This is a genomic window from Acinetobacter tandoii (assembly GCF_008867985.1).
Classification (GTDB): Bacteria; Pseudomonadota; Gammaproteobacteria; order Pseudomonadales; family Moraxellaceae; genus Acinetobacter; species Acinetobacter tandoii.
On the sequence record NZ_VXLD01000001.1, the window covers coordinates 493467 to 519834 of the forward strand.

General features: G+C 38.0%; 28 protein-coding genes. 16 read left to right on the forward strand and 12 right to left on the reverse strand.

The annotated features are described in order from the left end of the window. Nucleotides 1-9: 9 nt before the first annotated feature. Nucleotides 10-894, reverse strand: coding sequence for a hypothetical protein (locus F4W09_RS02470; protein WP_151503910.1), 885 nt, complete (start codon nucleotides 892-894; stop codon nucleotides 10-12). Between the two features lie 109 nt (nucleotides 895-1003). Next, the gene (locus F4W09_RS02475; RefSeq protein ID WP_151503911.1) at nucleotides 1004-1474 is read right to left on the reverse strand and encodes an Arc family DNA-binding protein; all 471 of its coding nucleotides are present in this window, start codon (nucleotides 1472-1474) and stop codon (nucleotides 1004-1006) included. A gap of 123 nt (nucleotides 1475-1597) precedes the next feature. Between F4W09_RS02475 and F4W09_RS02480 the strand changes: the two genes are divergently transcribed. The 4 genes from F4W09_RS02480 (at nucleotide 1598) to F4W09_RS02500 (ending at nucleotide 4729) form a co-directional block, all read left to right on the forward strand. Further along, nucleotides 1598-1756, forward strand: coding sequence for a YlcI/YnfO family protein (locus tag F4W09_RS02480; protein WP_151503912.1), 159 nt, complete (start codon nucleotides 1598-1600; stop codon nucleotides 1754-1756). 67 nt (nucleotides 1757-1823) lie between these two features. Beyond that, entirely contained in the window at nucleotides 1824-2621 is a 798-nt protein-coding gene (locus F4W09_RS02485) for a BRO-N domain-containing protein (RefSeq protein WP_151503913.1), read from the forward strand. An 897-nt stretch (nucleotides 2622-3518) separates the two neighbouring features. Continuing rightward, nucleotides 3519-3758: a hypothetical protein gene (locus F4W09_RS02490; protein ID WP_052662040.1), complete on the forward strand. Its 240-nt coding sequence runs from the start codon at nucleotides 3519-3521 to the stop codon at nucleotides 3756-3758. Nucleotides 3759-4471: 713 nt separating this feature from the next. Continuing rightward, complete coding sequence (locus tag F4W09_RS02500; RefSeq protein WP_151503914.1) at nucleotides 4472-4729, forward strand: hypothetical protein; 258 nt, start codon at nucleotides 4472-4474, stop codon at nucleotides 4727-4729. 358 nt (nucleotides 4730-5087) lie between these two features. Here F4W09_RS02500 and F4W09_RS02505 read toward each other — a convergent pair whose 3' ends face one another. Next, nucleotides 5088-5366, reverse strand: a complete 279-nt coding sequence (locus F4W09_RS02505; RefSeq protein WP_151503915.1) for a hypothetical protein — start codon at nucleotides 5364-5366, stop codon at nucleotides 5088-5090. 108 nt (nucleotides 5367-5474) lie between these two features. Beyond that, nucleotides 5475-6185 (reverse strand): transglutaminase-like domain-containing protein, encoded by a 711-nt coding sequence (locus F4W09_RS02510; protein WP_151503916.1) that lies wholly within the window; start codon nucleotides 6183-6185, stop codon nucleotides 5475-5477. Nucleotides 6186-7406: 1221 nt separating this feature from the next. Between F4W09_RS02510 and F4W09_RS02515 the strand changes: the two genes are divergently transcribed. Together F4W09_RS02515 and F4W09_RS02520 are read left to right on the forward strand one after the other, a co-directional pair. Beyond that, nucleotides 7407-8729: an NCS2 family permease gene (locus F4W09_RS02515; RefSeq protein WP_151503917.1), complete on the forward strand. Its 1323-nt coding sequence runs from the start codon at nucleotides 7407-7409 to the stop codon at nucleotides 8727-8729. A gap of 63 nt (nucleotides 8730-8792) precedes the next feature. Further along, nucleotides 8793-9791 carry an adenosine deaminase gene (locus F4W09_RS02520; RefSeq protein WP_016166587.1) on the forward strand — a complete coding sequence of 333 codons (999 nt, stop codon included), beginning with the start codon at nucleotides 8793-8795 and terminating at the stop codon, nucleotides 9789-9791. A 54-nt stretch (nucleotides 9792-9845) separates the two neighbouring features. Here the strand turns inward: F4W09_RS02520 and F4W09_RS02525 are convergent, their stop codons facing one another. Beyond that, complete coding sequence (locus tag F4W09_RS02525; protein WP_151503918.1) at nucleotides 9846-10400, reverse strand: cytochrome b; 555 nt, start codon at nucleotides 10398-10400, stop codon at nucleotides 9846-9848. Nucleotides 10401-10628: 228 nt separating this feature from the next. On the opposite strand from F4W09_RS02525, the gene F4W09_RS02530 reads away from it, so the two are divergent. From F4W09_RS02530 to rnhB, 3 genes are all read left to right on the forward strand, one after another. Then, nucleotides 10629-11006, forward strand: coding sequence for a hypothetical protein (locus F4W09_RS02530; RefSeq protein ID WP_151503919.1), 378 nt, complete (start codon nucleotides 10629-10631; stop codon nucleotides 11004-11006). A 127-nt stretch (nucleotides 11007-11133) separates the two neighbouring features. Then, the gene (locus tag F4W09_RS02535) at nucleotides 11134-11499 is read left to right on the forward strand and encodes a hypothetical protein (RefSeq protein ID WP_228155303.1); all 366 of its coding nucleotides are present in this window, start codon (nucleotides 11134-11136) and stop codon (nucleotides 11497-11499) included. Between the two features lie 66 nt (nucleotides 11500-11565). Next, nucleotides 11566-12138: a ribonuclease HII gene (gene rnhB / locus F4W09_RS02540; protein WP_151503920.1), complete on the forward strand. Its 573-nt coding sequence runs from the start codon at nucleotides 11566-11568 to the stop codon at nucleotides 12136-12138. Nucleotides 12139-12192: 54 nt separating this feature from the next. On the opposite strand, the gene csrA is transcribed toward rnhB, so the two are convergent. From csrA to alaS, 3 genes are all read right to left on the reverse strand, one after another. After that, nucleotides 12193-12447, reverse strand: a complete 255-nt coding sequence (gene csrA, locus F4W09_RS02545; RefSeq protein ID WP_016166582.1) for a carbon storage regulator CsrA — start codon at nucleotides 12445-12447, stop codon at nucleotides 12193-12195. 242 nt (nucleotides 12448-12689) lie between these two features. Continuing rightward, nucleotides 12690-13970 (reverse strand): aspartate kinase, encoded by a 1281-nt coding sequence (locus tag F4W09_RS02550; RefSeq protein WP_016166581.1) that lies wholly within the window; start codon nucleotides 13968-13970, stop codon nucleotides 12690-12692. A gap of 65 nt (nucleotides 13971-14035) precedes the next feature. After that, on the reverse strand, nucleotides 14036-16729 hold the full coding sequence (gene alaS / locus F4W09_RS02555) for an alanine--tRNA ligase (RefSeq protein WP_171492379.1): 2694 nt from the start codon (nucleotides 16727-16729) through the stop codon (nucleotides 14036-14038). A 395-nt stretch (nucleotides 16730-17124) separates the two neighbouring features. On the opposite strand from alaS, the gene F4W09_RS02560 reads away from it, so the two are divergent. Further along, nucleotides 17125-18147 carry a type I glyceraldehyde-3-phosphate dehydrogenase gene (locus F4W09_RS02560; RefSeq protein ID WP_151503921.1) on the forward strand — a complete coding sequence of 341 codons (1023 nt, stop codon included), beginning with the start codon at nucleotides 17125-17127 and terminating at the stop codon, nucleotides 18145-18147. A 46-nt stretch (nucleotides 18148-18193) separates the two neighbouring features. On the opposite strand, the gene F4W09_RS02565 is transcribed toward F4W09_RS02560, so the two are convergent. Then, nucleotides 18194-18712 carry a hypothetical protein gene (locus F4W09_RS02565; RefSeq protein ID WP_151503922.1) on the reverse strand — a complete coding sequence of 173 codons (519 nt, stop codon included), beginning with the start codon at nucleotides 18710-18712 and terminating at the stop codon, nucleotides 18194-18196. Between the two features lie 262 nt (nucleotides 18713-18974). Between F4W09_RS02565 and F4W09_RS02570 the strand changes: the two genes are divergently transcribed. Then, nucleotides 18975-19280, forward strand: coding sequence for a hypothetical protein (locus tag F4W09_RS02570; RefSeq protein ID WP_151503999.1), 306 nt, complete (start codon nucleotides 18975-18977; stop codon nucleotides 19278-19280). Between the two features lie 25 nt (nucleotides 19281-19305). Here the strand turns inward: F4W09_RS02570 and F4W09_RS02575 are convergent, their stop codons facing one another. Both F4W09_RS02575 and F4W09_RS02580 read right to left on the reverse strand, forming a co-directional pair. Then, nucleotides 19306-19605 (reverse strand): AzlD family protein, encoded by a 300-nt coding sequence (locus F4W09_RS02575; protein ID WP_016166576.1) that lies wholly within the window; start codon nucleotides 19603-19605, stop codon nucleotides 19306-19308. Beyond that, entirely contained in the window at nucleotides 19602-20354 is a 753-nt protein-coding gene (locus F4W09_RS02580; RefSeq protein ID WP_151503923.1) for an AzlC family ABC transporter permease, read from the reverse strand. Before F4W09_RS02580 ends, F4W09_RS02575 begins: the two co-directional genes overlap by 4 nt. Before the next feature lie 141 nt (nucleotides 20355-20495). Here F4W09_RS02580 and F4W09_RS02585 point away from each other — a divergent pair, with 141 nt between their 5' ends. The 5 genes from F4W09_RS02585 (at nucleotide 20496) to F4W09_RS02605 (ending at nucleotide 25083) form a co-directional block, all read left to right on the forward strand. Further along, nucleotides 20496-20948 carry an Lrp/AsnC family transcriptional regulator gene (locus F4W09_RS02585; protein ID WP_151503924.1) on the forward strand — a complete coding sequence of 151 codons (453 nt, stop codon included), beginning with the start codon at nucleotides 20496-20498 and terminating at the stop codon, nucleotides 20946-20948. A 212-nt stretch (nucleotides 20949-21160) separates the two neighbouring features. Next, entirely contained in the window at nucleotides 21161-22327 is a 1167-nt protein-coding gene (locus tag F4W09_RS02590) for an ATP phosphoribosyltransferase regulatory subunit (RefSeq protein WP_044738510.1), read from the forward strand. Nucleotides 22328-22396: 69 nt separating this feature from the next. Next, nucleotides 22397-23716, forward strand: a complete 1320-nt coding sequence (locus F4W09_RS02595; protein WP_044738509.1) for an adenylosuccinate synthase — start codon at nucleotides 22397-22399, stop codon at nucleotides 23714-23716. A gap of 169 nt (nucleotides 23717-23885) precedes the next feature. After that, nucleotides 23886-24194, forward strand: coding sequence for a hypothetical protein (locus F4W09_RS02600; RefSeq protein WP_016166571.1), 309 nt, complete (start codon nucleotides 23886-23888; stop codon nucleotides 24192-24194). 112 nt (nucleotides 24195-24306) lie between these two features. Then, the gene (locus F4W09_RS02605) at nucleotides 24307-25083 is read left to right on the forward strand and encodes a M48 family metallopeptidase (RefSeq protein ID WP_151503925.1); all 777 of its coding nucleotides are present in this window, start codon (nucleotides 24307-24309) and stop codon (nucleotides 25081-25083) included. A 130-nt stretch (nucleotides 25084-25213) separates the two neighbouring features. On the opposite strand, the gene F4W09_RS02610 is transcribed toward F4W09_RS02605, so the two are convergent. Next, on the reverse strand, nucleotides 25214-26263 hold the full coding sequence (locus F4W09_RS02610) for an NADP(H)-dependent aldo-keto reductase (RefSeq protein WP_151503926.1): 1050 nt from the start codon (nucleotides 26261-26263) through the stop codon (nucleotides 25214-25216). Nucleotides 26264-26368: the final 105 nt, after the last annotated feature.

The following is a 26368-nucleotide window of genomic DNA, read 5'->3' on the forward strand; positions in this document are numbered from 1 at the left end:
TAAACTAGGTTAAGGAAACGGAGTTTCATCTAAAACCATTTCTCTATAGGAGCGTGCTAGGTTCTTGGCATTAGTTTTCCAATTGTGAATTATTTTAAAATAGCGATCTTTAAACAAATTCTTATCAAGGAATAGTACATTATTTCCATCAATATTTTCACCAATAATATTATTTCTTATTTCTTTTATAAAAATTTCTAACTCATCAAAAAATTCAAAACCAATATTATAAGTTTTTGATAATGCATCTCTTTTTCCTTTGATTAGAGAAATATTAGATTTTGCACGATCAGATTCATAGTAAAGATTTAAAAATTTATTATAATTATCTTCAGGAATATAACCAATAGAGAAATCATATTGTTCCAACCATTTCAAATCATCTAAAGTTATATAATGTGAAATTGTATTTTTAAATAGTTGATAAAGGTTTCCACTTTGATTTTCAAACGATAAGCTTGGGAAGTATTTCAGTTTAAGTTTATTTGGAACAAAGTCTATTGAATGGACATCATCCCAATAAAGTACATCTATCGCAAACTCAGTCAAATTAGGGCGGGTGTGAAAGGCCCCATTTTTGATATAATTTTGGACATGTAAGTCTCTTGATGCTGTAGTAGTAAATAAATAATGGCTAATTTGATTTGGATATGAATCTGATTTTTTGAGTTCTTTATTTATGTCATTTAGAGTTAATTGATTTGTATATTTACATTGAATAACCCGATTATGGTATTTTGAAAATATATCAACACCATGTTGTGTTTGTCCTGTTCTACCATAAAGCTGAAATCTTCCATTCTCTAGTTGATCTTTACGTTTATAGTATTGATCGCCTAGATATATTGATAGTTCTTCCCAATCTTGATGATTCCTAACTCTTAAATCTAACATCGGTTTCTCTATAGTGGGTTATTAACAAGTAAAAGGTTTATCTTATTGACACTAGCCTGTTAATTTAATCAAGCTCGACTTAAGTCCTTTCAAGCCAACTAAACTAAATTCAGTTTTCATCACTTTTTTTTGAAGTGCTGACATAGTGATCTTCCACAACTAGCCATCCTAAACTTTTCTTACCATTGTCCACAATATTAAGATGATTATTGCCTTGAGCAACAATTACGTCTTTAGTAAAAAATTGGAATGCTTTCCAAATAGAGGTGCGGCTTAAAGTCACGAGTGCCAGCTCGATATCGATTTTTAGGTCGCTAAGCGGTTGAGTGTAGTCTAAATCTAATGTATTCAGCAGCTTCCCATAAATCACACGCTTCTTCCCATCACGTAATGGAATAATTTTTATATCAGCTTGTGAATTGCTAGTACCTGAAGTTTCTAAAAAACTTTCTTCAAGACGAGCCACAATATCGGAGTTCATAGAGCGATTTAATTCTTTCGCAGATTTTGAAATCTTATCCTTTAATTCGGATGAAAGACGTAAGTTGTATTGAATTGTTAGGTGTCCACTATCACTCATAGATATCTCATAGTTAAGTCAGCGCTGACTTAACTATCATAATGATATTAAGTGGGTATTGACAATAATACCCGAACAATAGTACAAATAATTATACCCGATTAATATTATTAGGTGCTAAACATGAGTGAACATAAAAATCCTCAATACAATTTAAGATTGCCCAAAGAGTTAAAAGATTTCTTAGCAGAACAGGCTCAAAAAGATGGACGTTCTTTGAATAATTTCATCGTGAAATCGTTAGACGAACTTAGAATGACTATTCTGAAAAAAACAGATTAAAAACAATGAAGCCCCTCTATCTTGGCGGACAAGGGGCTTCTATCTAATCCCTGCAAGGAGATAAGACATGAACAGTCTATCATTTAATGCAACACAATTTCATCCAATCCAACGAAAGGATGATCAAATTTGGATTACATCTGCTGAGTTAGCAAATGCATTAGGTTATAAGCAAGCAGATGCAGTAACCAAAGTATTTAACCGTAAGTCTGATGAATTTACTTCCGATATGACACAAATGATTGAGAATCCTCAGACGCCCAATTTGGGCGTACGGGTTTTTTCACTACGTGGTTGCCATCTCATCACATTCTTCGCCCGCACACCAGTCGCCAAAGAATTCCGCAAATGGGTACTCGACGTATTGGAAAAAGAAATACAGCATCAGCAAATCGACACTCGAGTAAAAATCAACGCAGAGCAACAAGCCATACTCAAAGAAATTGTCGACCGACGTTGTGAGGGTAGTACAAAGAAACGCACCGAACTCTGGGCTAGACATAACAAGCACTTTCGCATCCCACGTTATAGCGAACTCTTAGCCATGCATTTTCAAGATGCTGTGGACTATCTAGAAACTATGCAGATTAAAACCAAAGGAGACATTCATATAGATGAAAACCAAACTATAGAAATGCTCTGTGGTCATGCTCGACTATTCCAAGCATGGTGGAATACCCATAGCCCTGCACTGGCAAAACTCAATCCGCAACTGGTCTATATGCTGCATGACAATATGTTCTATATGACCTATGCCATATCGGATCTGTGCAAAAAGTACAATGTAGAACTGCCAGCTTATGACTACCAACATATGTTCGAGTTGAAGACTTTACCGCATGAAAGGTACAGCCTAATCAAGTAAAAATGACCGCCTGAAAGGGCGGTTTTTAATTGCTAAGTTATGGCTATGCCAAAGCGACATATAAGATGAATTTGCTATTAAGAGTTTTAGGGAAAAGGCTTAAAAAGTTGTAGAGAAATGAAGTGCTAAATTATTGATTTTATTGGGGCTAGTTGGGTAAGTTTTTGACCAAAAAAAGCTCAAAAATAACCCGTGAAATTGTTATATTCCAATGGCTTATATCAGGTTATAGCTTGATATTGACATCGTAGAGGTCTCCAGTTCGAGTCTGGATATGCCTACAATATATTTATCAAAGGTTTATAAGCGAAAACAGTAGCTTATAGGCCTTTTTTAATGCCTTTCGTTTGCTTTAGTTGCTGCATTTAATTCTGCTAATAAAGTTTATTTTATGTCGAGATTTGTGGAAAAAAACAGATTGGAACGCATTGAATAAAACGTGGTAATTAATTTTTGTACAACTTTGCAAAGATGGTAAGTACACATGAAATTACCTAAGCCTAAGCAGTGTGGAAGTAGTTGGTCTGTATCGATCATGGTCTATAGTAAAGGCACGTAACCTTTCTAGAATTGACTTATAAAATCATGAGCATCATCGAAGGTCCGACATTATGAGTAAATAAATAGGATTTGTACTACAAAATACATAGCATACTTTGAAGCAAAAAACTGAGTAAAAGTCACATAAATAATCAGTCGTTCCTAAAGATCTAAAGCAAAATTATGTTTTCAAACTATTATTTATATCATTAGACCGAATAGTAAAATTTAATAAACAAAATGAAACAATATCGGTTCAGGCTGAAAGGAGTACTTCTTTACAGCCTAATGCCAAAATGCTAATAATCATAATGTTTGATCTAGAATAAATTAATCACTTAAAGGAGACCTAAAGTGATGAATAGAATAGATTTAAAATTAATAAAAAATGGTACGGGAGAGGAGTTAGTTTTAAAATATTGTATCGTTCAGTCAATAATGATTACTAGTAAAGACATAGAGGTACCTGTTGAAGAGGGGGATTTTCTTCACCATTCATTGCCCGATGGAATGGTTGAAAAATACGTAATAGATGAAGTGATTTCAAATAAAGATACAAATCCACATTACGAAATTTATGTTTCAAAACTGAATTAAATTAATTATTTAAACTACCCACAATGCTCAGAGGATGAAAATTATCTGAGCATTGTTTTTCAAAGAAAAATTCTAAAAAGCATAACTGAGTAGGTTTAACTTTTCTTATATGAAATGTTCACAATTAGTCTGTAAAAAACTTTGTAAGAGGGATGAGACAAACCACAAAAAATGATCTGAGTGATGAAAACTGAATAACAAGAAAAAAGCCAAGAACTACAATTCTTGGCTTTTGATTTCCAACCCATATATGAGGTAATGATTAAAAACATGAGTCATAATGATGCGAAATATTAGTTAAGTTTCTAGGAGTAACAATCGAAGCTAGTAACTTAAGAGAAAATTCTACTTTTAGATCCTATTATTTTTAGGGGGGATTACCAAACCAGAGATTTTTGTGAAAATATTTTGGAATCTCACTTCCATCGCCATAATCTTAATGGTGATAAACAGACTTCCAAATATAGGTTTATCTTATATCAGGCTATATGAATGATGAGAAAACTAGCTAAAAATAAGGAATTACGTATTTGGCCGTATATAGTTTCCTAATATTTTACTTGGAGTTTTGACGGTTCAACTTGCATAGACCCATTCAATTATTGATATTTAAAATATTGTAACGTTTAAGGGATGTTACAAGCAAACTAATCAAGAATTGATTGATCGTCGTATAATATAAAAAGTTATTGGCTAATGATTCGAGAATAAAAATGACAACTAAGAAATTACACTGGTACATGGTTAACTTGAATTTTTTACAAGATAGCAATCCAATCCCTAAGAACCATGTCGTGTTTCTTCCAATGGAAGAGAAATGTGAAAATATAAATGCAGCCATGGTGAAGCATTTTTCGATGTTGGGCAAAGACTGGCTAGAAAATAATGGGCATCCACAAATTATGGACATATTTGCAACGTGTATTACTTATTTAGGATTTATGTCGAATGAAGAGTTTTATGCGGAATAATTTATATCGTTCATGAAAATTGTTTTAATTGGACGGTCTCTAAATCTCTCTTCTAATTAGCGTGTTGAACGTGTTCATTCGATGAGTTGTATTTAGACCTCATCTGATAAGAGTATTTCTTCAATCACACAGTTAAGTCGAAAGTATTCGCTGTTGGTCGACGTTTAGGGCTTTAAAGACAATATCGTGTGCAGCCATCGAGAGAGCTATACTGAAATTCATTTAAAACCTATCGCTTGATCGTGAACATTCATACCAAATGAAAATTACTTTATGACAGAGTTTTTTTCAATCAGTTTGACTTGATGAATGGATAGCACTTTATACATAGTCCCTAAGGGCAATAGATTCGAAACAGTCATATCAACACTGTTTGCAAACCTAGAGTATCAATATTTCTAGTCGCGTACATTTCAAATATTAAGGATTCTAGTTCAGCATTGGCTCGCGTATTCAGAAACTTTAATGGATATTCACGCTGGGGATTTAATTCATCAAGATCCTTGCGCAGACTATTTTTCCCATCATTTGTGTAGCATTGGTCTAGAAATCCCCATCTTTGACAAACCAGACCTACATTGGTGATCTCTTTAAATAATTTAAGCCATACAAATTGTGGTTTTATTTCTGTATTCATAGACACCAATCATATTGAAAGAATGTCTATGAATCACACAGATAATAATAGTAAATTTAAAAAATACATGTTTTCAATAAATTACACATATATGCTAACTGAATTCAGCTACTCGACAATCTTGCCATTCCTAATATTATCAACATTTTTATTCATTAAATGTCTTACTATATTTTTGAACATTATCCCTTGAATAAAGCTAAGTTGTTGTTGATGTTGGTTATAAAAATCATCAGGGCTATCAAATATTCCAAAATCTTGATTAATTCCTTTATCCTGAATATAAGTATTGCTTAAATTCCAGTCTATAGGCGGATTTTCAAAATTCTCTGTAAAGACCCCAAATCCGCAGAAAATATTTGAAGGACTCTTATACATTTTTTGTAGATTCGTTAGGTATTCTTTATCCAGAATTACCCCTTCTAAAATAAACCAACTTTCATTTACATAGACTTCTACCCAACTATGCAGAATATTTTGTGGAGACAGCTTGTACCAAATGCCATCAATAGCCCCTTTTTGTAAGCTTTTATCGATTGTAAAACCATGCAACCGGGTTGGAATTTTGACGGCTCTTAATAAAGCCATCAATAAAGTCGCTTTGGTGTTGCATTGACCATAACCGTCATTCAAAACAGTAGATGCTGGAATTGAGTCTTTTAAATTATAACCAAATTGAATTTCATCTCTTACAAAGTTATAGATTTGCTTCACTTTTCCAATATCACTCAACTTATGCCATTCTTTCTCTTGAATTAAATTTTTAATGAATGGGTGGTTATAATCGAGTAGTGACGTTGCTTTAAGATATTGTTCCATAATTTATATTCCAAATCTAAAGTGAGTAATTGGATTAAAAACTATGGAGTAAGTCTGAAGTCAAGGTTAAGCAGAGAAATACGCCCCGACCATCTAGATATATTCAAATATGAGTCTATTTAAGAAACTCATATTTTTAACAATAACGACTCGTGTATTGCCCTTATAAAGGATCTAACTATTTTTTGGGTGGAAGGAGGATGGTTCATAAATAACATGGTAATAAGCTTATGTTCGGATAAGTTCGAAATTGACACATAATCAAACAGAATGTGCTTAAGTGAATTAAATTTCTTCTTTGGGTGGAGGAGACTCAATTCGTTGAGTGGGTGTTTAGTGAATAATATATGAAGATCTATCGTCAGATTTTTATGAGAAAAATTTGAAAGGACTTATTTGAAGAATTTTATTTCTAAGTTGTTGAATAATAATGAATAAATTGGTTTTCATTAATGATTATAATTTTGCAGTTATAAATTGCTGGTGCAATAGATTCTGTATGAATGTAGCACACTGAAATATTATTTATAAACAATTGAAAAATATAATTTTTAAATGAGTCGGCTCTATTTGATTTAAACAAAGTGAACTAGAAAAAAATATAGTGTATATTTTACCAATAATTAAAAAATTTATTTTATTATAATGAAAAAGTTCCTTATACCTGTGTTTCTATTGATGGTCTGTATCTTAGGATTGAGCGTATATTACGAATCTGAGAACAGGCAGAAGCAAGAAATTGATCGTTTGATAAACGAAGCACATAGCTCACTCCAAAAAATTGAAGCTGATGCTCAATCAAAAAATATTTTGAGGAAAAAAGATCAATAGCAGTACGAATTTATTTTTGTAATTAAAGATTTAAATTTACTCGTATCTCATTTTTTAAGGCTTAGTCGCTGCCGTGCATAAATTCTAGAAACAACGTGAAAATCAATATGTTATAATCCACGCCGAATTTAAAGAAATGTTTATGTTTTTTATTTAAGCTATTGATTTAGAAAGTATAAGTGTTAAGGCTGCATAATATATGCAGCTTTTTTCGTTTACTTGAAAAGGAAGCCTTGTGTTTGGCAATGACCGTTTCCTTGTTTAGCTTAAAAAAAAGCATTAGATATTTGGCATACCCATTGCTTTAAATTTCGAGAATCAAATGGCAAAAAGTTTATTTTTAGTCCAATTCGGAATTTTGGCATAATGTTTTTTTACAGGGGCTAGGTCATGACGACTCCTAATCCATCTTCAGAAAACGTACTTGAACGCTTATTTAAATTAAGCGAAAACAAGACGACTTTTCGTACTGAAGTTCTTGCAGGTGTAACCACTTTTTTAACCATGTGTTACATCATTATTGTTAATCCAATGATTTTATCCGAAACAGGGATGGATCATGGAGCAGTCTTTGTCGCAACATGTCTCGCAGCAGCGATTGGCTGTTTAGTGATGGGGATTATTGCGAATTATCCAATTGCTTTAGCACCTGGTATGGGTCTTAACGCCTACTTTACCTATTCTGTTTGTATGGGGATGGGTGTGCCATGGCAAACTGCTTTGGCAGCAGTATTCGTTTCTGGTTTGGTTTTTATTGCCATTAGCATGTTTAAAATCCGTGAAGCGATTGTCAATGCAATTCCAATGTCACTTAAGTTTGCAATTGGCGGTGGTATTGGTTTGTTCCTCGCACTAATTGCGTTAAAGAACTCAGGCATTATTGTTGATAATCCAGCAACACTGGTTGGTTTAGGTGATCTTAAGCAACCGACCGTATTGTTGACGTTGTTTGGATTTTTAATGATTGTGGTACTACACCAGTTTAAAGTACGCGGTTCGATTATTATCAGTATTTTAGTACTGACTGCAATTTCTACCGTGATGGGGCTAAGCGAATTCAAAGGTGTTGTAGGCGAAATTCCTTCAATTGCACCTACATTCTTACAGATGGATTTTGAAGGCTTATTTACCGCGAGTCTAGTGGGCGTCATTTTTGTCTTCTTCTTGGTGGACTTATTTGACTCAACAGGTACTTTAGTAGGGGTCGCGCATCGTGCTGGCTTACTGCAAGATGGTAAATTACCTCGTTTGAAAAAAGCATTATTTGCTGACTCAACAGCTATTGTTGCAGGTGCTGCACTAGGTACATCATCAACCACGCCTTATATTGAGTCTTCAGCAGGTGTCGCAGCAGGTGGTCGTACAGGTCTTACAGCTGTTGTGGTTGGTGTTTTATTTATCTTGTGTTTGTTTTTAGCCCCATTAGCACAATCTGTACCTGGTTTTGCAACTGCTCCTGCATTGTTATTTGTGGGTGTGTTGATGATTCAGGGGATTACCCATATTGAATGGGATGATATTACTGAAGCTGTGCCTGCATTCCTAACGATCGTATTTATGCCATTTTCATACTCAATTGCAGATGGTATTGCGATGGGCTTTATTAGCTATGCGTTAATTAAATTATGTACTGGCAAGGCTTCAACTGTTCCTTATATGGTTTGGATTGTTGCAGTGCTTTGGGCAATTAAATTTGCATTTTTTGGTGGTTAATACCCACACCAATGTTAAGGGTGTAAACTTGTTTACACCCTTTTTCTTTTTTAAGGATAAGGTATGAATCAACTTGAGCTCATCCGTGCTTTACCAAAAGCAGAATTACACGTTCATATTGAAGGGACTTTTGAGCCTGAACTGATGTTTGCAATTGCACAACGTAATCAGATTGAAATTCCTTATAAATCAGTTGAGGAAGTCAAGCAAGCCTATAATTTTCATAACCTGCAATCCTTCCTAGATATTTATTATGCGGGTGCAAACGTACTGGTGCATGAGCAGGATTTCTATGATTTGGCTTGGGCATATTTCGAAAAATGTCATGAAGATCGTGTCATGCATACAGAAATGTTCTTTGATCCGCAAACACATACCGATCGTGGTGTTGCATTTGAAACCGTAATTAATGGTTTACAGCGTGCTTGTGATGATGCTCAAACAAAATATGGTATTAGTTCACATTTAATCATGTGTTTCTTGCGCCATTTAAGTGAAGAAGCTGCATTTGACACATTGACACAAGCGATGCCATTTAAAAATCAAATTATTGGTGTTGGGCTCGACTCTAGTGAAGTTGGACATCCACCTTCAAAATTTGAACGCGTCTTTGCCAAAGCACGTGAAGCAGGTTTCTTGGTCGTTGCACATGCGGGTGAAGAAGGTCCAGCAGAATATGTATGGGAAGCTTTAGACTTACTTAAAGTGAATCGTATTGATCATGGGGTACGTTCAGAAGAAGACCCTGCTTTAATGCAACGTTTAATTGCAGAGAAAATGCCGTTAACGGTTTGTCCACTCAGTAACTTAAAGCTGTGTGTAGTTGATGATATGGCAGAGCATAATATCCGCCGTTTATTGCAGCAGGGTGTGCATGTCACAGTCAATTCAGATGATCCATCATATTTTGGTGGTTATATGAATGACAATTTCATTGCGATTACAGAAGCATTATCTTTGTCGAATGATGAATTGAAAAAATTGGCTCAGAACTCTTTTGAAGCATCATTTATTAGTGATGCTGAAAAGCAAAAATGGATTACAGCAATCCAGAGCCTGTAATTCTTTTAATATAAAAAAACCGCACGAGATTGTGCGGTTTTTTATGATTAGGTTTTACTTGGGTTGGCGGGTCATACTTGTGAGCACACTATCTTTATCGATAAAGTGGTGTTTTAATGCAGCAACAATATGTCCTACAACCAATAAACCTGCTGCCCAAGATAGATAGATGTGTAACGGTTTTACAATTTCCAATACATCATAATTTTCTTCTAGAAGGCGAGGAATCTCAAACATATATAAAACAGGTGCTGGATGACCTGCGCTCCAACTGAATAAACATCCCGTGATTGGTAAGGCAAGTAACATTAGGTATAGCGCTAAATGCCCAAGATGAGCCAATACCTTCATTGTTGGAGACATGCTGTCTGGCAGTGAAGGGGCTGGATGCGTATAACGCCAGAAAATACGAATCATGACTAAGAAGATAATGGTCGTAGCAATGTTCTTGTGTAAGGTGATGACGTCACCTTTGAAACTTCCATCAGTCTCATAGCTTAAAAAGTTCCCACTATAGAAACCAATGATCCAAGCGACAATAAAAATAATCGCCATGATCCAGTGTAAGACTTGCGCAGTACGCGTGTAATAGGGGGATGTATTTTTCATAAAGTAGGAGTGAATAGGCTGAATAATTTTTATAATCTTACTGAAGTTAAAATTACAAAAAAATGCAAATTCTGCAACGATGCGTATATTTGTTGCAACGCTGATGCTATTTGATGAGTTTTGTTGCTAAATTGCACAACCAATTGATCATTAAGTCAATCAGGGCTTTTTATTTACTGGTGTTGCGGCACAATAGCGCTACTTTAAATCAATCATCAAGGTAATATTGTGAAAAAAAGATTAGCTGCATTTGCGCCTGTTATTTTAGTTCTAACGGCTTGTGCTACAACAGAAACAGTAACAACTACGGCAGCGACAACCCAGCAAGTAGGGATGGCAGCGATCAAAATTGCAATCAATTCAAAATGTGTGACAGAATTAAATAATACTCCTGCTTGGAAAAAGTCTACACAGCTTATGACTGCTGAGCAAAAACAAAATATTCAAACGGATATTTGTGGTTGTGTGAGCGAAAAAGCACCACAAAATGTGACGACTGTAGATTTGGCGACTGCTGCTATAGACCCTGCAGCACGTGCAACGATAGTCAATAATGTTGTGACGAAAACCATTCAAAGTTGTGTGAGTGAAGCAGTAAATAAATAATTTGAAAAGCTAGGAATCTCCTAGCTTTTTTATTGCAATACTTTTTGTGCTTTATCTTATTTTATTTTATATTGTTCAGAACAATAAATGACCTATAAATCTATTAACGTAAAACAAAGGTTGAATAATGATGAAAAAATATAAGTTTTTAATGTGTTTAACTGGAGTATTAATGCTCTCTGCGTGCGTATCTTCACCATTATCTGGTTCAGAATCAGATGGCATTTCTGTGATTCGAATAGCGTCAAACCAAAAATGTATGAAGGAAATTGAGAGTAATCCTACTTGGATTGTAGGTAGTAAACTTTTATCTAAAGATCAAAAACAAAAGAAAAAACGTGAAGTATGTAAATGTGTGGGCGACAATGCACCGAAAATGTTCTCTAAAGAGCAATTGGCTTTAGCAGCTATAGATCCGAAGGCAAAAGATGCTTATTCGACATTGGCTGCAACAAAAACTTCTGCAACATGCACAGCTGAAATGTTAAAATAAGTATATTGAATATATGATTAATTCTAAGATGGCTGATTTTCCAGCCATTTTTTATGAGAGTAAGACATGCGAGTAGCGGGTGTAGATGAAGCAGGGCGTGGTCCTTTAGTTGGTTCGGTTGTGGCTGCAGCTGTCATTCTTGATCCGAATAATCCAATTGAAGGGTTAAATGATTCTAAGAAACTCACAGAGAAAAAGCGTGAGAAGTTATTTTTAGAGATTCAAGAAAAAGCATTGGCATGGGCAATTGCAGAAGCCAGTCATGAAGAAATTGATGACATCAATATTCTACAAGCATCATTGTTGGCAATGCGCCGTGCAGTGGAGGCATTACAAATCACACCAGAGCATGTCTTGGTGGATGGAAATAAGATTCCACAAGGTTTAAGCATGAGTTGTGATGCTGTAGTTGGAGGGGATGCATTGCATGCAGAAATTTCTGCGGCCAGTATCTTGGCCAAAGTCACGCGTGATCGAGATATGGTGGCTTTAGATCAGAAATATCCACAGTACGGTTTTGCCAAGCACAAAGGTTATCCAACCAAAGCGCATTTTGAAGCTATTGCGATACACGGTGTTATTGCAGAACATCGCCGCAGTTATGCACCAGTAAAGAAAGCCTTGTCACAATTTGACTAGGCTAGAAAATTTAAAGCGGCTTAGAAAAGCCGCTTTAGGAGATAACGTTTAATTTTAACGATTAAAGTTATTCTGGGAGTAATTATCTTCTTCAAAAGAAGGCTGATAATCTTGATCGAGATGTTGCAGGTGTTCGTGCATCGCACGTTCATGTTGAATGCGTTGATAGATTTCTTCGCGATGAACTGATACTTCTTTTGGAGCATTTACGCCAATACGAACTTGGTTGCCTTTAACGCCAAGTACAGTAACACTGACTTGATCCCCAATCATTAATGTTTCTCCGACACGTCGGGTCAGAATCAGCATGTTTATCTCCTTGCAAAATGCTAAACCTGCATTGATTAAAAAGTTAAAAAAACACAACCTTCGTTATAAAGAAAATTTTAACAGAACTTATAAAGACAAATAGGTAGGTATTTATAGAATTCTGTTGAAATTTACTAAAACGCCTCTGGGCTAATATAACAGAGCCACTATAGAAAAAACTATAGTGGCTCTGTATTTTTATAGGATTTTAAAGAAATTGTCTTACAAAAGACAATTATCTTTTAAGCGCGTGCGCTTGACTCGCCATGTTCACGGTCTAGACCAAATGCGGTGTGTAAACAACGAACAGCAAGCTCTAAATAGTTTTCTTCAATAAGTACAGAAATTTTAATTTCTGATGTTGAAATCATTAAAATATTAATGCTTTCATCTGCCAATGCTGTGAACATTTTGCTCGCAACACCTGCATGTGAGCGCATACCAACACCAACGATTGAAACTTTAACGATATCATCACGAGTTACAACTTCACAGCCTTCAATGCTGCTGGCTGTTTGCTCTAAAATTGCCTTTGCTTTTGCCAAGTCAGTACGATTTACAGTAAAAGTAAAGTCTGTTGTACCATCTTCTTCTACGTTTTGGATAATCATATCCACTTCGATATTGGCATTGCTGATCGGCGATAAGATTTTAGATGCAATTCCTGGTTCATCAGGAACACCCAAGATAGTGAGTTTTGCTTCGTCACGGTTAAATGCAATACCTGCAATGATTGGTTGTTCCATATCGTCTTCTGCCTCAGTCGTAATTAGTGTGCCTACGTTTTGTTTGAAATCTTCATCAAATGCACCGTCATCATCATTATCAAAGCTTGATAATACGCGCAGTGGAACTTGATATTTACCTGCGAATTCAACAGAGCGGATTTGTAAAACTTTTGAGCCTAAAGATGCCATTTCTAGCATTTCTTCAAAAGAGATACGGTCAACTTTTTTCGCTTTCGGTGCAACACGTGGGTCAGTGGTATAAACACCATCCACATCGGTATAGATTTGGCATTCATCTGCTTTTAGTGCAGCCGCTAAAGCTACCCCAGAAGTATCTGAACCACCGCGACCTAAAGTTGTGGTGTTGCCATCAGCATCAAAACCTTGGAAACCAGCAACGACAATGACACGACCTGCATCTAAGTGCTCAGTCATTACGTCAGTATCAATCGATTCAATACGAGCTTTGGTAAACGCGCTGTCCGTTTTAATACCAACTTGGCGACCAGTGAGTGACTTAGCTTCAACGCCAATTGAATTGAGCGCCATCGCTAACATGGAAATCGTTACCTGTTCACCCGTTGAGACCATTTGGTCAAGTTCACGTGGGTCAGGGGTGTCCGTAATGGCTTTCGCGAGAGCTAATAAGCGGTTTGTTTCACCACTCATTGCTGATACTACAACCACTACCTTGTGGCCGTGGTCATGCCAGCGCTTCACACGACGAGCAACATTTAAAATGCGCTCGGGGGTACCCATAGAAGTACCGCCATATTTTTGAACGATTAATGCCATAGTTGTTCCATATAAGCCATGACCCCGAAGTGCCAATCAGGGTCAGTTACACAAAAGGTGAAGTTTTATTTTGCTTCAAGCCAAGCAGTTAAATCTGCCATCACTTTTGCAAACTTCTCGTTTAGTGGCGCGCCACCTTGTGCCAAGTCAGGTTTACCACCACCTTTACCACCAAGCTCATTCGCTAAGTGTTTGATGATGTCACCCGCCTTTATAGAAGCAGTAAATTCTTTTGCTACAGATGCGATCAAGCTAACCTTGTCACCCTCTACACCTGCAAGAACGATTACTGCATTTTCTAATTTTGATTTCACACCGTCATGAAGGTTGCGAAGTGCTTTAGCATCCATACCTTGAACAGTTGTGATTAACGTTGTGCGACCTGCAAGTGTTTGAACTTGGCTTAAAAGTTCCGCAGCTTGCAAGCTTGCTAATTTCTGATTGAGTTGTTCAATCTGTTTTTGCAATGCAGATGAAGTTTCAACAATTGCTTCAACTTTTTCTACAGTTTGATCTTTCTGAGCTTTCAATACACCATTGATATGCACAATATCTGCTTCAGCTTTTTGTACAACTTCTAAAGCTTTAGTACCTGTTACTGCTTCAATACGACGTACACCCGCAGCTACACCACCTTCAGAAGTGATTTTAAATAAGCCGATGTCGCCAGTACGTTGTACGTGAATACCACCACATAGTTCAATCGAGAAGTTCTTCTCTTCAATAATTGAACCCATTGAAAGAACACGAACCTCATCGCCATACTTTTCACCAAACAACATCATCGCACCTTTGGCTTTTGCAGATTCGATGTCAAGAAGTTCAGTGCTAACAGCAGTATTTGCGATCACCTCAGCGTTGACCAAACGCTCAATTTCTTGAAGTTGTTCAAATGAAACTGGCTGATCGTTGGCGAAGTCAAAACGTAAAATATCACTAGCAACTAAAGAGCCTTTTTGCTGGACATGTGAGCCTAGAATTTGGCGCAATGCAGCATGTAAAAGGTGAGTTGCAGAGTGATTACGCGCAGTTGCGGCACGAATATCTGCTTTTACGATGGCGTCAACAGTTTGTGATGCTTTTAGATGACCAACAGTCACGATGCCTTGATGGACAAATGCACCGCCTGATTTTTTAGTATCTTGAACTTCAAAAATACCAGTTTCATTTTTGAAGATACCTGTATCACCAATCTGACCACCACTTTCAGCATAGAAAGGTGTTTGATTCAACACGATGAGGGCTTCATCACCTTCAACGACTTCATCAACTTGCTCACCATCTTTATACAAGGCAATAATTTGACCTTGTCCAGCAGTTGCATTGTATCCATCGAATTGTGTTTCACCTTCAACTTTTACAACGCTGTTGTAGTCAATCGCGAATTTACCAGCATCACGTGCGCGTTGGCGCTGTGCAGCCATTTCAACTTCAAAGCCAGCTTCGTCAATCGTCAAATCACGTTCACGTGCGATATCAGCTGTTAGGTCAGTAGGGAAGCCGTAAGTGTCGTAAAGTTTGAAGACAACTTCACCTGGGATTACAGAACCTTTCAGTTGAGTCAATTCAACTTCAAGCAATTTCAAACCTTGCTCTAAGGTTTTAGCAAATTGCTCTTCTTCTTTCAAAAGCTGTGCTTCAATGCGCGCTTTGTTTGCTTCCAGCTCAGGATAGGCAGCACCCATTACTTCAATTAAAGGCTGCAACATTTTATGGAAGAATGAGCCTGTTGCACCCAATTTGTTACCATGACGCACTGCACGGCGGATGATACGACGAAGCACATAACCACGACCCTCATTTGAAGGGTTTACACCGTCTGCAATCAAGAAGCAGCAAGAACGAGCATGGTCAGCAACCACTTTAAGTGAAGCAGGGTACTGAACAGGCGTGCCTTTTTCTTTTGCTTCAGCTTCTAAGGCTGTTGTATCTAAACCAATAATTTCCGCCGCAGCTTTTAATAGGTGTTGGAATAAATCGATTTCGTAGTTTGAATTTACGTGTTGTAAAACCGCAGAAATACGTTCCAAGCCCATACCTGTATCAACAGAAGGTGCTGGAAGAGGGTGAAGCACGCCATCCGCAGTACGGTTAAACTGCATGAATACGTTGTTCCAGATTTCAATGAAACGGTCGCCATCTTCTTCAGGTGTGCCTGGTAAGCCACCCCAAATATGATCACCATGGTCAAAGAAAATTTCAGAACATGGACCGCAAGGACCTGTATCGCCCATTGCCCAGAAGTTATCTGATGCGTATTGACCACCTTTGTTATCACCAATCCGAATAATGCGTGATGCATCTAAACCAATTTCTTTGTTCCAGATGTCAAATGCCTCATCATCAGTGTGATAAACCGTGGCATACAGTTTGTCTTTTGGTAGTGCTAACCATTTATCGCTAGTCAGGAATTCCCATGCAAATTTGATGGCATCGCGTTTGAAATAATCACCAAAGGAGAAGTTACCTAACATTTCGAAGAAAGTGTGGTGGCGTGCTGTATAACCGACGTTATCTAAGTCATTGTGTTTTCCGCCAGCACGGACACACTTTTGCGATGAAGTTGCACGAACATAATCACGTTTTTCAAGACCTAAAAAGCAGTCTTTAAACTGGTTCATACCAGCATTTGTAAATAATAATGTTGGGTCGTTGGCGGGTACTAGAGAACTCGACGCGACACGTGTATGCCCTTGCGATTCAAAATAGCTTAAAAAAGCTTCGCGAATTTCAGCTGATGTCATAAAACGAGTACTCACAACCAAGTCACTCCATAAATCTTGAATTTGGCTAAATGTATTGTTTATAGGTGGTTTTAGCACATTCTATAAAATACAGGCTTAATTTTTTAAAACGCCAAATTATAACGGAAAAAGCCCCATGCACAATCACTTTACTATGAATTAATGACAAAACTATGGAATTGTAAGTCATCCTTTAGTCTGTATTTATTTTATGTAAATAAACTTTTTAAGATTTTCTAAATTAAGTGAACACAGTAGAAGGGGTGTTCAGGTTGAATTGGGTGGTATTTTTCGTCAAGGCTGTCATTTTTTTAATTTTATGCTGGATTTGCAAGAAAACATCTTGGCTAAAGTACAAAATCTATTAACATAAGGCAGCTTAAATTAAGGTTTCATACAAAGGAAAAGTCATGCAAAAAGTGGCGATTAATGGATTTGGTCGAATTGGTCGTAACGTTTTACGGGCTTGGTTCGAAAATCCTAAAGATTTCCATTTTGAGATTGTAGCAATTAATGATATTGCTGATGTTGAAACCTTAATTCACTTGTTTAAGTACGATACGACACATGGTCGCTTCAAGGGTAAAGTTGAACTTGAGCATGAAAACGAGCAAATTTATTTGCATATTCACGCAGGACTTGCCAGTCTAAAAGTTCAAGTTTTGTGTGAGGCTGAACCTGCCAATTTGCCTTGGCAGCAGTTAAATATTGATGTGGTATTGGAATGTACGGGTTTATTCCGTTCGCGTGAAGCGGCTACTCGTCATATTCAGGCAGGGGCAAAGCGTGTGATTATTGGCGCTGCGCCTTTTGATACGGTCGATGTGGCGATAGTTTATGGTGTAAATCATCATGAAGTGAAAGCTTCAGATCAAATTATTTCCAGTGTGTCTTGTACCACGCAGGCATTAGTACCTTTAGTTAAAATTATTGATGATGCTTTTGGGATTCAAACGGCATTAATGACCGAGATTCATGCGGTAACCGCTGATCAGTCGGTTTTGGATCATGCTCATCGAGATTTGCGTCGCGCCCGTGCATCTGGGCAAAATATTATTCCAACGACATCTTCGGCTTTAGGAGCATTAAAGCAAGTGATGCCGAAAATGGAAAACCGCATTGATGGTTATTCTATTCGTGTTCCAACTATTAATGTGGCTGCGATTGATTTGAGCTTTGTGTCGCAATCGCCAGTTACCGTACACAGACTGAACGAAGTGTTGATTGGTGCTGCAGAAAGTGATTATGCTGAAATTATGCAAGTGACCGATGAAGCATTAGTGTCTAGTGATTTTAACCATTCACCTTATTCACTGATTGTAGACTTAAGTCAGACTATGGTGGTGGGGCATCAGGCGAAAGTATTTGCTTGGTATGATAATGAATGGGGTTATGCCAACCGCTTACTAGATTTATGTGAGTCTTTTGTATAAGTCATCAAGCACCTTATTGGGTTCTGCAAATAAGGTGCTTTAGCTGTTATTCTTCTTCAGTTTCGTTCAAAAAGCCTTCTTGAATTTCTTTAGGCATATCTTGATGCCACCAAGTGTAGATTTCGGCTTTGATGTTGAGATCTTCATCTGGATCATTAAACGGTTCATCGTCCTCACGAACGAGCTCATCACCTTCAAATTTAAACCAGAACTCCCACGGGTCATCATCACCACAACCCCATGCTTGTACATGTAATGCAGGGACTAAGGCTTTTAAGAAAAACATGATGGCTTCCATAATGTCATCGCCAGCCGAACCGTGGACAAAGTGCAGAATACTAAACCCTGCAAGCCGATAGACTGTTTCTGGTGCAAGGTCATACTCGATTTGATCTACTTGATCGATAAGTTCTTGTGCAAGTTCAGCACCATATTCAGAATTGATTGCGCTAGCCAATTGCACAAAAGTCACTGGATTGTCTTGATGTTGTTGGAACAGATGGTCGAGTTGATCCATGATTGCACTATCAGGATGGTGATAGTAAAGATTGCTATGTAATTCCATAGTGATGATCTCAATAAACAGTTTTTTCTAAAGTTGAATAATTGTTAGCGAATAGAATATATCGATTGATGTGCATTTCTGGAACAGAAAACATGTATCAAAATATCATTACTGTAGATTTGGTTGTCTTTCTTGATATAAATGACATATATGAGGACTGAATATTTGAAAAATATCGAGTTTATCTTTTACTTTTTATAAAAAATTAGAGTCATCTTGGCATATTATAAAAGAAAGACATAATGACAATGAGAAACATATGATGATGTTAATCTGGGGATTTATCCTGCTATTGGCAGTTGCAGTTATTTTTCTGGTGTGGTTTCAGTTTAAACAGCAAGGTGAAAGTACAGGAGATACAGAGTATCAGCAAAATCTTGAGCAGAAAGTGGTACATCTTGAAGAAAATTTAAAGAAAACGCTTGAAATTATGCAAGACCTTGCTAAAAAAATGCATGTACAACAAGAAGTAATTGATAAAACTGTAAAAAGAACGCATCAATTGGAATTGCAAAATGCTGAATTAGTTAGCTTATTGAGCAAATCAGTCGAGCAAACAAATCGCTAATGCTGAGTCAACTACGCCAATTTTTTTAAATCAAAATTTGGCGTAGTAATGCTGCACTTAACATACTAATGACCACAGTCGAAAGTAGCGGCAGCCGAGATGCTGCCAACAAAGTAATTACGATTGCAATTAAGTCTGCTGGGTTATCTTTGACAAAATAAGGTGCAATGACTGAAATCAGGACACAGCCTGGTACAACTTCTAAAATCCTTTTATGTTTGGCCGACAAGGTTTTATTTTTTAATAAAACATAGCCCAATAAACGGGTCAAATACGTGGTAAGGGCGATGAATAGAATCGCAATCAAAGTGCTGGCATGGATCATTCGTTTTCTCCTATTAAGAAAAATGCAGATGCGATGCCACTGATTGCACCTAAAGGGACATGCCAACCTGCGGGTAAATATAAATAGGCAATCGCTGCAACGACCAAACTGACTAACCAAGGTCGTGCTGCAGTAAAACCAGTCCACATTCCGCGCAATAGAACTAAAATAATGGCTGGGAATGCCATATCAAAACCATAAGGGTGAATATCGCCCAAAACTGGACCAAGAACAGCCCCTAGGGTGGTGACTGATACCCACATGACATATAACGCTAAGCAAACTCCTGCGTAGTAGGGCATATTAAATGCATGCCTTAGTCCAACTTGATGAATCCTTTTTTGTGCGTTGGATAATCCTAAGGCCCAACTTTCATCGCAAAGGAAAAAGAGTGCAGGGTAGACTTGATGGTCAGGTAAATGTCTTAAATAGGGGACGAGGCTTGCTCCCATAAGGAGATGTCGACTATTGATTAAAAAGGTAATGAACATCAGCAGTAGGAATTGTGGGGGATTGGTCCACATTTCCAGAATGGCAAATTCTGAGCCACCCGCAAAATTTAAACCCGTTAAGAAGGATACTTCTACAATGGAAAAACCCTTTTGAGCGGCTTGGGTTCCGAGTACTAATGCCAAAGGAACAAAACCAAGCAGCATGGGAAGCGTTGTTTTAATGCCACGAAAAAATTCAGCTTGGTTTTGACTGTTTAAAATCAACGAATGCGATGAGCTGCTTTTAAAAGTGGACATGGGGGAACCTCACAAAGTAGGAGGTTATTTTAAAAACTTTATGATGATATTTGACGCCAAAATAAGCGGTATTTGAGGTAAGTTGAGCATAAAATTGCTCTAAAGTTAAAATATAAAGTATTTAGTGCTAAAAAGGTGAATATGGATAGAATTGACCGACGCATCTTGCAGACGCTACAGCAAGATGGAAAATTGGCGAATAATGAATTGGCGCAGCAGGTTGGTCTATCGGCTTCACCATGCTTGCGTCGCGTGAAGCAGTTAGAAGATGCTGGGATTATTGAAAAGTATGTGGCTTTGGTGAATCCACAGAAGGTAAATTTAGGCTTAACTGTATTTGCACGAATTTGGTTAAAAGGGCAAGATGCAAAAACGGTCAATCACTTTATAGATTCAGTCCGTGAAATTCCTGAAATCGTGGAATGCCAATTGATGGCAGGGGATTGTGACTTCTTTTTAAGAATTGTGGTGTCTGATTTAGATGCTTATCGAAAATTCCAAATTCAGCATTTAAATAAAATTACAGGTATTCAGAACGTAAAAACTGAAATTCCACTTCAGAGTATTAAACAGACAACTGAACTGCCTCTATAGCTACAAGCGCATAGAAAGAAATCAATTTGTTGATAACAATCGTTGACTTAGTGTGTGATTGAATGATGCGAAATTTGTGCAGAGAATGGTATTAAATGTAAAAAATCTCAGTGCATGGTGTGAACTATCGTGCTAAACTAGGAGAAATCGGGTGTGCTCCCGATTTTTTTATGCGGATTACTTCCGCGCTGACAAGAATTTAGGTTTACAACATGCCCATTTCAGAGACATGGTTATTACCTGATGGTGTAGCTGATGTATTACCAGAGCAAGCGCAAGTAATTGAAAACTTGCGCCGTGACGCCTTGGATTTCCTCGCATCTCGAGGTTATCAGTTGGTGTACACGCCGTTTATTGAATACATAGAATCCCTTTCTTCTTTATCCGAATCAAATCACGATTTAGACCTTGCAACTTTTAAAGTAATCGACCAATTATCTGGACGTTTGCTTGGGGTGCGTGCGGATATGACGCCACAAGTGGCGCGTATAGATGCACATGTTCATCCTGTGGAAGGTGTGGCTCGTTATTGTTATGCAGGTACTGTTCTACATACCAAGCCGCAAGGCTTTAATACCACACGTGCGCCATTACAACTGGGTGCAGAATTGTTTGGTTCTGACAGTATTGATGCTGATGTTGAAATGGTCGATGTAATGCTAGGTCTGATTGAAAAAGCAGGCTTGGTAGACGGTGTCCATCTGGATTTGGGGCATGTAGGTTTATTCCGTAGCTTGGTTAAGCGTGCGGGTTTAAACAAAAATACTGAACGCGAACTTTCAGACCTTTATCAACGTAAAGCATTACCTGAGCTGGCAGAATTTACGCAAGATTTGAACTGCGGTGCTGATTTTTATGCATTAGGTCGTTATTCAAGTGATCTTGATGCCTTACAAACTCATCTTAGTGCAGAAATTTTAGCAGACACAGCATTCAAACATGCTTTGGATGAGTTAAAAACCACGCAGTCTGCAATTCAGGCACGTTGGCCAAATCTCCTGATTGGCGTTGATGTTGTAGAGTTACGCTCATACCACTACCACACAGGTTTAATGTACGCCGTGTATGCACCAAACCGAGCTGCTTCTTTGGCACAAGGTGGTCGTTATGATGGTATTGGTGAACATTTTGGTCGTGCGCGTCCTGCAACAGGTTTTAGTTGTGACTTATATGCACTCAGTGCAGGGCAGTTTAATGCAATCTCTGTGGTTGTTGCGCCTAAAGGTATGAATGCTGATTTACAACAAGCGATTGCAGCGGTTAGAGCACAAGGCTTAAGTGTAATTCAGTTATTGGGTAATGATGATTTAAACTCTATTCCAAATGCAACACATCAACTGGTTGATGTTGCTGGTGAGTGGCAAGTTAAACCAATTTAACCACTGCGAGTAGTGTTCATGTCACTACTTGGAGTTTTAATTTTAACAGCATGATGTAATGAGGCTATTATGGGCAAAAATGTTGTGGTACTTGGTACCCAATGGGGCGACGAAGGTAAAGGTAAAATCGTCGACCTGCTCACAGATCAAGCGGCTGCGGTAGTTCGTTATCAAGGCGGACATAACGCAGGTCATACTCTCGTGGTTGGTGGTAAGAAAACTGTATTACACCTCATTCCATCTGGTATTTTACGTGAAAACGTATTGTGCTTAATTGGTAACGGTGTTGTGCTTTCACCAGAAGCGTTAATCAAAGAGATGACTATTCTTGAAGAGCAAGGCGTACCAGTTAAAGAGCGTTTACGTATTTCTCCAAACTGTCCATTGATTCTTCCGAACCACATTGCACTTGACCAAGCACGTGAGAAAAAGCGTGGCAATGCAAAAATCGGTACAACGGGTCGCGGTATTGGTCCAGCGTATGAAGATAAAGTGGCGCGCCGTGCTGTACGTGTCGCAGACTTGGTGCGTGGCGGTGAAGCATTAAAAGCACAATTGGCTGAAGTGTTGGATTACCATAACTTCCAGTTAACTCAATACTACGGTGTTGAAGCGGTTAAGTTGGAAGATGTGATTGCACTTTGTGATCAATGGCGTGAAGTTGTTGCTCCGTTAGTGGTTGATGTAACTACAGAATTGCATAACTACCGTAAAAACGGCGACAACATTATGTTTGAAGGCGCTCAAGGTTCATTACTTGACGTTGATCATGGTACATATCCATTTGTGACTTCTTCAAACACGACCGCGGGTGGCGTAAGCTCTGGTTCAGGTTTGGGTCCATTACATTTAGACTATGTTTTGGGTATCACTAAAGCGTATACAACACGTGTAGGTGCAGGTCCATTCCCAACTGAATTGCATTACGATGCAGCGACTGATACAGGTGATGCAATTGGTCGTCACTTAGGAACTGTAGGTCATGAGTTTGGTGCTTCTACAGGTCGTCAACGTCGTTGTGGTTGGTTTGACGCAGAAATTCTTCGTCGTTCTGTAGACGTAAACTCACTTTCAGGTATTTGCTTAACTAAACTTGATGTATTAGACGGTTTAGAAGAAGTGAAAATCTGTGTGGGTTATGAAAATACAGATTCAGGTTGTGTAGGTTCTTCTGATGCGCTTGCGTATGAAAACTTAAAACCAATCTACGAAACAATGCCTGGTTGGACAGAATCAACAGTTGGTGCAACCAGCGTTGAACAGCTTCCACAAAATGCAATTAACTACATCAAGCGTATTGAGCAGTTAATTGAATGCCCAATTGATATTATTTCAACGGGTCCAGATCGTGCAGAAACTATCGTATTGCGTCATCCATTTGATGCTTAATCGATACTAGTTCATGCTAAAAAGCCTCGCAGATGCGGGGCTTTTTCTTGTGCGTTTAAATTGAAAAATTTTACGGTTTTGAAATCCAGACTAAAGTTGCATTTGCTTGTACACTTTTTCAAAATAGCCTTGATACAATAACTTAACAGTAAATCTGGATTTAGGCAGGATGCACAAAAATATTTCAAATACCATTTTATATTCTTTAATTTTTGCTATGGGCGGTGCGCCCACGATTGCCATGATGATTATTGAAGGGCAAACCACTGATCCTAATGTAATTTATAATGCTTTAATTGGATTGTCTGTGATTATTGCTTGTGTTTTGGTGCCTATTGTTCTGATTCAAAATGCCTATTTATGGTTTAAACGTAATGATGAGAAATTAGCAGAAAAAATCAAACCTGTAGGGCAGGTTTATCTCGTATTGAATGTGGTGTGTTTAATTTATTGGTTAAGTTACCAGTTTATGTATTAAGTCAATTACATAAATACTATGTTTATGAAGTTGTTATTCATTCAAAGCTCCACATTGATTGCTTATAATGCGCATATATTAAAGTGATCCAAGAGTGGTGGAGATTAAAATAATGAAGAACAAACTGATGTTGAGTTTGTGTGTAGCAGGAGCTGTTACACTTTCTGGTTGTACAACAGTTGCTGATATGGCGGGTGCAGATACAGCATCTTTAAATGTTGCAGCAACCCAAGGTTTTAACAAAACTGTTCAGGAAGCTCGTGGGAACAATACGCTAGATACCTCCTCTTCGACGTATAAACGAATTTATTCAGTATTTACGCGCTTGAAACCTTATGCTGATCAAATGAACCAAACGGGTACTAAATTTGATTGGCAATTGGCAGTATTAAAATCTGATCAAGTCAACGCTTATGTAGCACCAGGTGGTAAGGTTGTGTTCTACACTGGTATTGTAAACAAACTCAACCTGACTGATGCTGAAATTGCTGCAGTGATGGGTCACGAGATGATTCATGCTTTAGAAGAACATGCAAAAAACAAAATTGGTGCTCAAGCATTAACAGATCTAGCACTAGGTATTGGCTTGAGTTATGCAGGTGATAGTGTAGGCCAATTGGGTGCTGCGGCTGCACAGTTGGGGACACAAGTTGGCGTGGGCTTGCCTTACTCACGTAGCCTAGAAAGCCGTGCTGACCAAGGCGGATTGATGCTCATGGCAAAAGCAGGCTATAACCCTCAAGCTGCAATTACGCTTTGGGAAAAAATGAACAAGCTGGATGGTGCAGGTGGCTCATCGTTCTTGTCAACTCACCCATCGAACAGTCAACGTATTGATGCAATGCGTAAAAATTTACCAGCAGCGCAAGCGGTATATAACAAGCGCTAATTGTTTGGTTGGAGTGGAAAAAGGATGCTGTGGCATCCTTTTTTGATTTGAGAGTATCTGTATTTTAAACAGAAGATAAGTCTACGGTAGGTGAAGCAGTGCTTCAACTGAGTGAATGACAGTGAAATCTCTATGGTGCAGGATTGGGTTGCTGACGGTGAATTGCTTCAATGCCTTGAATTACTTCGGAAGGCAGATCAAGTTCAAAGGCAGCGATATTTTCTTTAAGTTGATCTAGGTTGGTCGCACCAATAATGGTACTGGTCACAAAAAACTGTTGTTTAACAAAAGCGAGTGCCATTTGTGTCAAACTTAGACCGTGTTGCTCTGCGAGAAGTGCATATTGTTCCGTTGCCCATTCGCTTTCTGGATTGCTATAACGGCTAAAACGTGAAAATAAGGTAATTCGTGCATTCGTTGGGCGGGCACCATGACGGAATTTACCCGTTAGGTAACCAAAGGCAAGTGGGGAATATGCCAGTAGTCCTACACCTTCATATTTTGCTATTTCAGCCATTCCAACTTCATAACTACGATTCAGTAAATTATATGGGTTTTGCACACTCACGATTTTTTCGAGGCCTAGTTGCTCTGCTAAATGGATAAACTTCATAGTTCCCCATGGAGTTTCATTAGAGAGTCCAATGTGGCGAATACGTCCTTTTTTAACTTCATTCGCTAGTGCGAGCAATGTGTCGGCAAGTGCTGTAATTGGTTTTTCGTCTAAGGCTTCTGCATTCCCATAGCCCAGTTTGCCAAAGAAATTAGTGTTACGCTGCGGCCAGTGTAGTTGATAAAGATCAATATAGTCTGTTTGTAGGCGTTTGAGTGAGTCGTCCAAAGCAGAAGCAATTTCATTCGCAGTAAAACGAGTTTGTCCGTCACGAATATGGCTTCCACCTTGTGAGGGGCCAGCAATTTTAGAGGCAATAAATAATTGATCACGACCACCATGTTGCGCAAGCCAATTACCCATAATGGTTTCAGTACGACCTTGCGTTTCAGGTTTTGGTGGGACAGGATACATTTCTGCGGTATCCCAGAAGTTGAGTCCATGCTCTAAAGCATAATTCAGTTGTAGAAAAGCTTCTTGCTGTGTGTTTTGTTCACCAAAAGTCATGGTACCCAAACAAATTTCTGGAACAAGAATGCCACTATCGCCTAATGGTTTGAATTGCATAAAGACTATCCTGAATAAGAGCTGAACAATTTTTTCAGACTATCGTAAACAGGTAAGTTTGTTAATGAATACTTGTAAGTTGTTTTGTGAAAAAATTGAATTAGT

Coding starts and splice junctions, on each gene's coding strand:
- F4W09_RS02485 (WP_151503913.1), top strand. CDS start 1,824: ATGAACAGTCTATCATTTAATGCAACACAATTTCATCCAATCCAACGA.
- F4W09_RS02570 (WP_151503999.1), top strand. CDS start 18,975: ATGATGTTAATCTGGGGATTTATCCTGCTATTGGCAGTTGCAGTTATT.
- F4W09_RS02595 (WP_044738509.1), top strand. CDS start 22,397: ATGGGCAAAAATGTTGTGGTACTTGGTACCCAATGGGGCGACGAAGGT.
- F4W09_RS02585 (WP_151503924.1), top strand. CDS start 20,496: ATGGATAGAATTGACCGACGCATCTTGCAGACGCTACAGCAAGATGGA.
- F4W09_RS02575 (WP_016166576.1), bottom strand. CDS start 19,605: ATGATCCATGCCAGCACTTTGATTGCGATTCTATTCATCGCCCTTACC.
- F4W09_RS02590 (WP_044738510.1), top strand. CDS start 21,161: ATGCCCATTTCAGAGACATGGTTATTACCTGATGGTGTAGCTGATGTA.
- F4W09_RS02525 (WP_151503918.1), bottom strand. CDS start 10,400: ATGAAAAATACATCCCCCTATTACACGCGTACTGCGCAAGTCTTACAC.
- F4W09_RS02600 (WP_016166571.1), top strand. CDS start 23,886: ATGCACAAAAATATTTCAAATACCATTTTATATTCTTTAATTTTTGCT.
- F4W09_RS02480 (WP_151503912.1), top strand. CDS start 1,598: ATGAGTGAACATAAAAATCCTCAATACAATTTAAGATTGCCCAAAGAG.
- F4W09_RS02500 (WP_151503914.1), top strand. CDS start 4,472: ATGACAACTAAGAAATTACACTGGTACATGGTTAACTTGAATTTTTTA.
- F4W09_RS02510 (WP_151503916.1), bottom strand. CDS start 6,185: ATGGAACAATATCTTAAAGCAACGTCACTACTCGATTATAACCACCCA.
- F4W09_RS02475 (WP_151503911.1), bottom strand. CDS start 1,474: ATGAGTGATAGTGGACACCTAACAATTCAATACAACTTACGTCTTTCA.
- csrA (WP_016166582.1), bottom strand. CDS start 12,447: ATGCTGATTCTGACCCGACGTGTCGGAGAAACATTAATGATTGGGGAT.
- F4W09_RS02610 (WP_151503926.1), bottom strand. CDS start 26,263: ATGCAATTCAAACCATTAGGCGATAGTGGCATTCTTGTTCCAGAAATT.
- F4W09_RS02560 (WP_151503921.1), top strand. CDS start 17,125: ATGCAAAAAGTGGCGATTAATGGATTTGGTCGAATTGGTCGTAACGTT.
- rnhB (WP_151503920.1), top strand. CDS start 11,566: ATGCGAGTAGCGGGTGTAGATGAAGCAGGGCGTGGTCCTTTAGTTGGT.
- F4W09_RS02515 (WP_151503917.1), top strand. CDS start 7,407: ATGACGACTCCTAATCCATCTTCAGAAAACGTACTTGAACGCTTATTT.
- F4W09_RS02580 (WP_151503923.1), bottom strand. CDS start 20,354: ATGTCCACTTTTAAAAGCAGCTCATCGCATTCGTTGATTTTAAACAGT.
- F4W09_RS02565 (WP_151503922.1), bottom strand. CDS start 18,712: ATGGAATTACATAGCAATCTTTACTATCACCATCCTGATAGTGCAATC.
- F4W09_RS02490 (WP_052662040.1), top strand. CDS start 3,519: ATGAATAGAATAGATTTAAAATTAATAAAAAATGGTACGGGAGAGGAG.
- F4W09_RS02550 (WP_016166581.1), bottom strand. CDS start 13,970: ATGGCATTAATCGTTCAAAAATATGGCGGTACTTCTATGGGTACCCCC.
- F4W09_RS02470 (WP_151503910.1), bottom strand. CDS start 894: ATGTTAGATTTAAGAGTTAGGAATCATCAAGATTGGGAAGAACTATCA.
- F4W09_RS02605 (WP_151503925.1), top strand. CDS start 24,307: ATGAAGAACAAACTGATGTTGAGTTTGTGTGTAGCAGGAGCTGTTACA.
- F4W09_RS02505 (WP_151503915.1), bottom strand. CDS start 5,366: ATGAATACAGAAATAAAACCACAATTTGTATGGCTTAAATTATTTAAA.
- F4W09_RS02520 (WP_016166587.1), top strand. CDS start 8,793: ATGAATCAACTTGAGCTCATCCGTGCTTTACCAAAAGCAGAATTACAC.
- F4W09_RS02535 (WP_228155303.1), top strand. CDS start 11,134: ATGATGAAAAAATATAAGTTTTTAATGTGTTTAACTGGAGTATTAATG.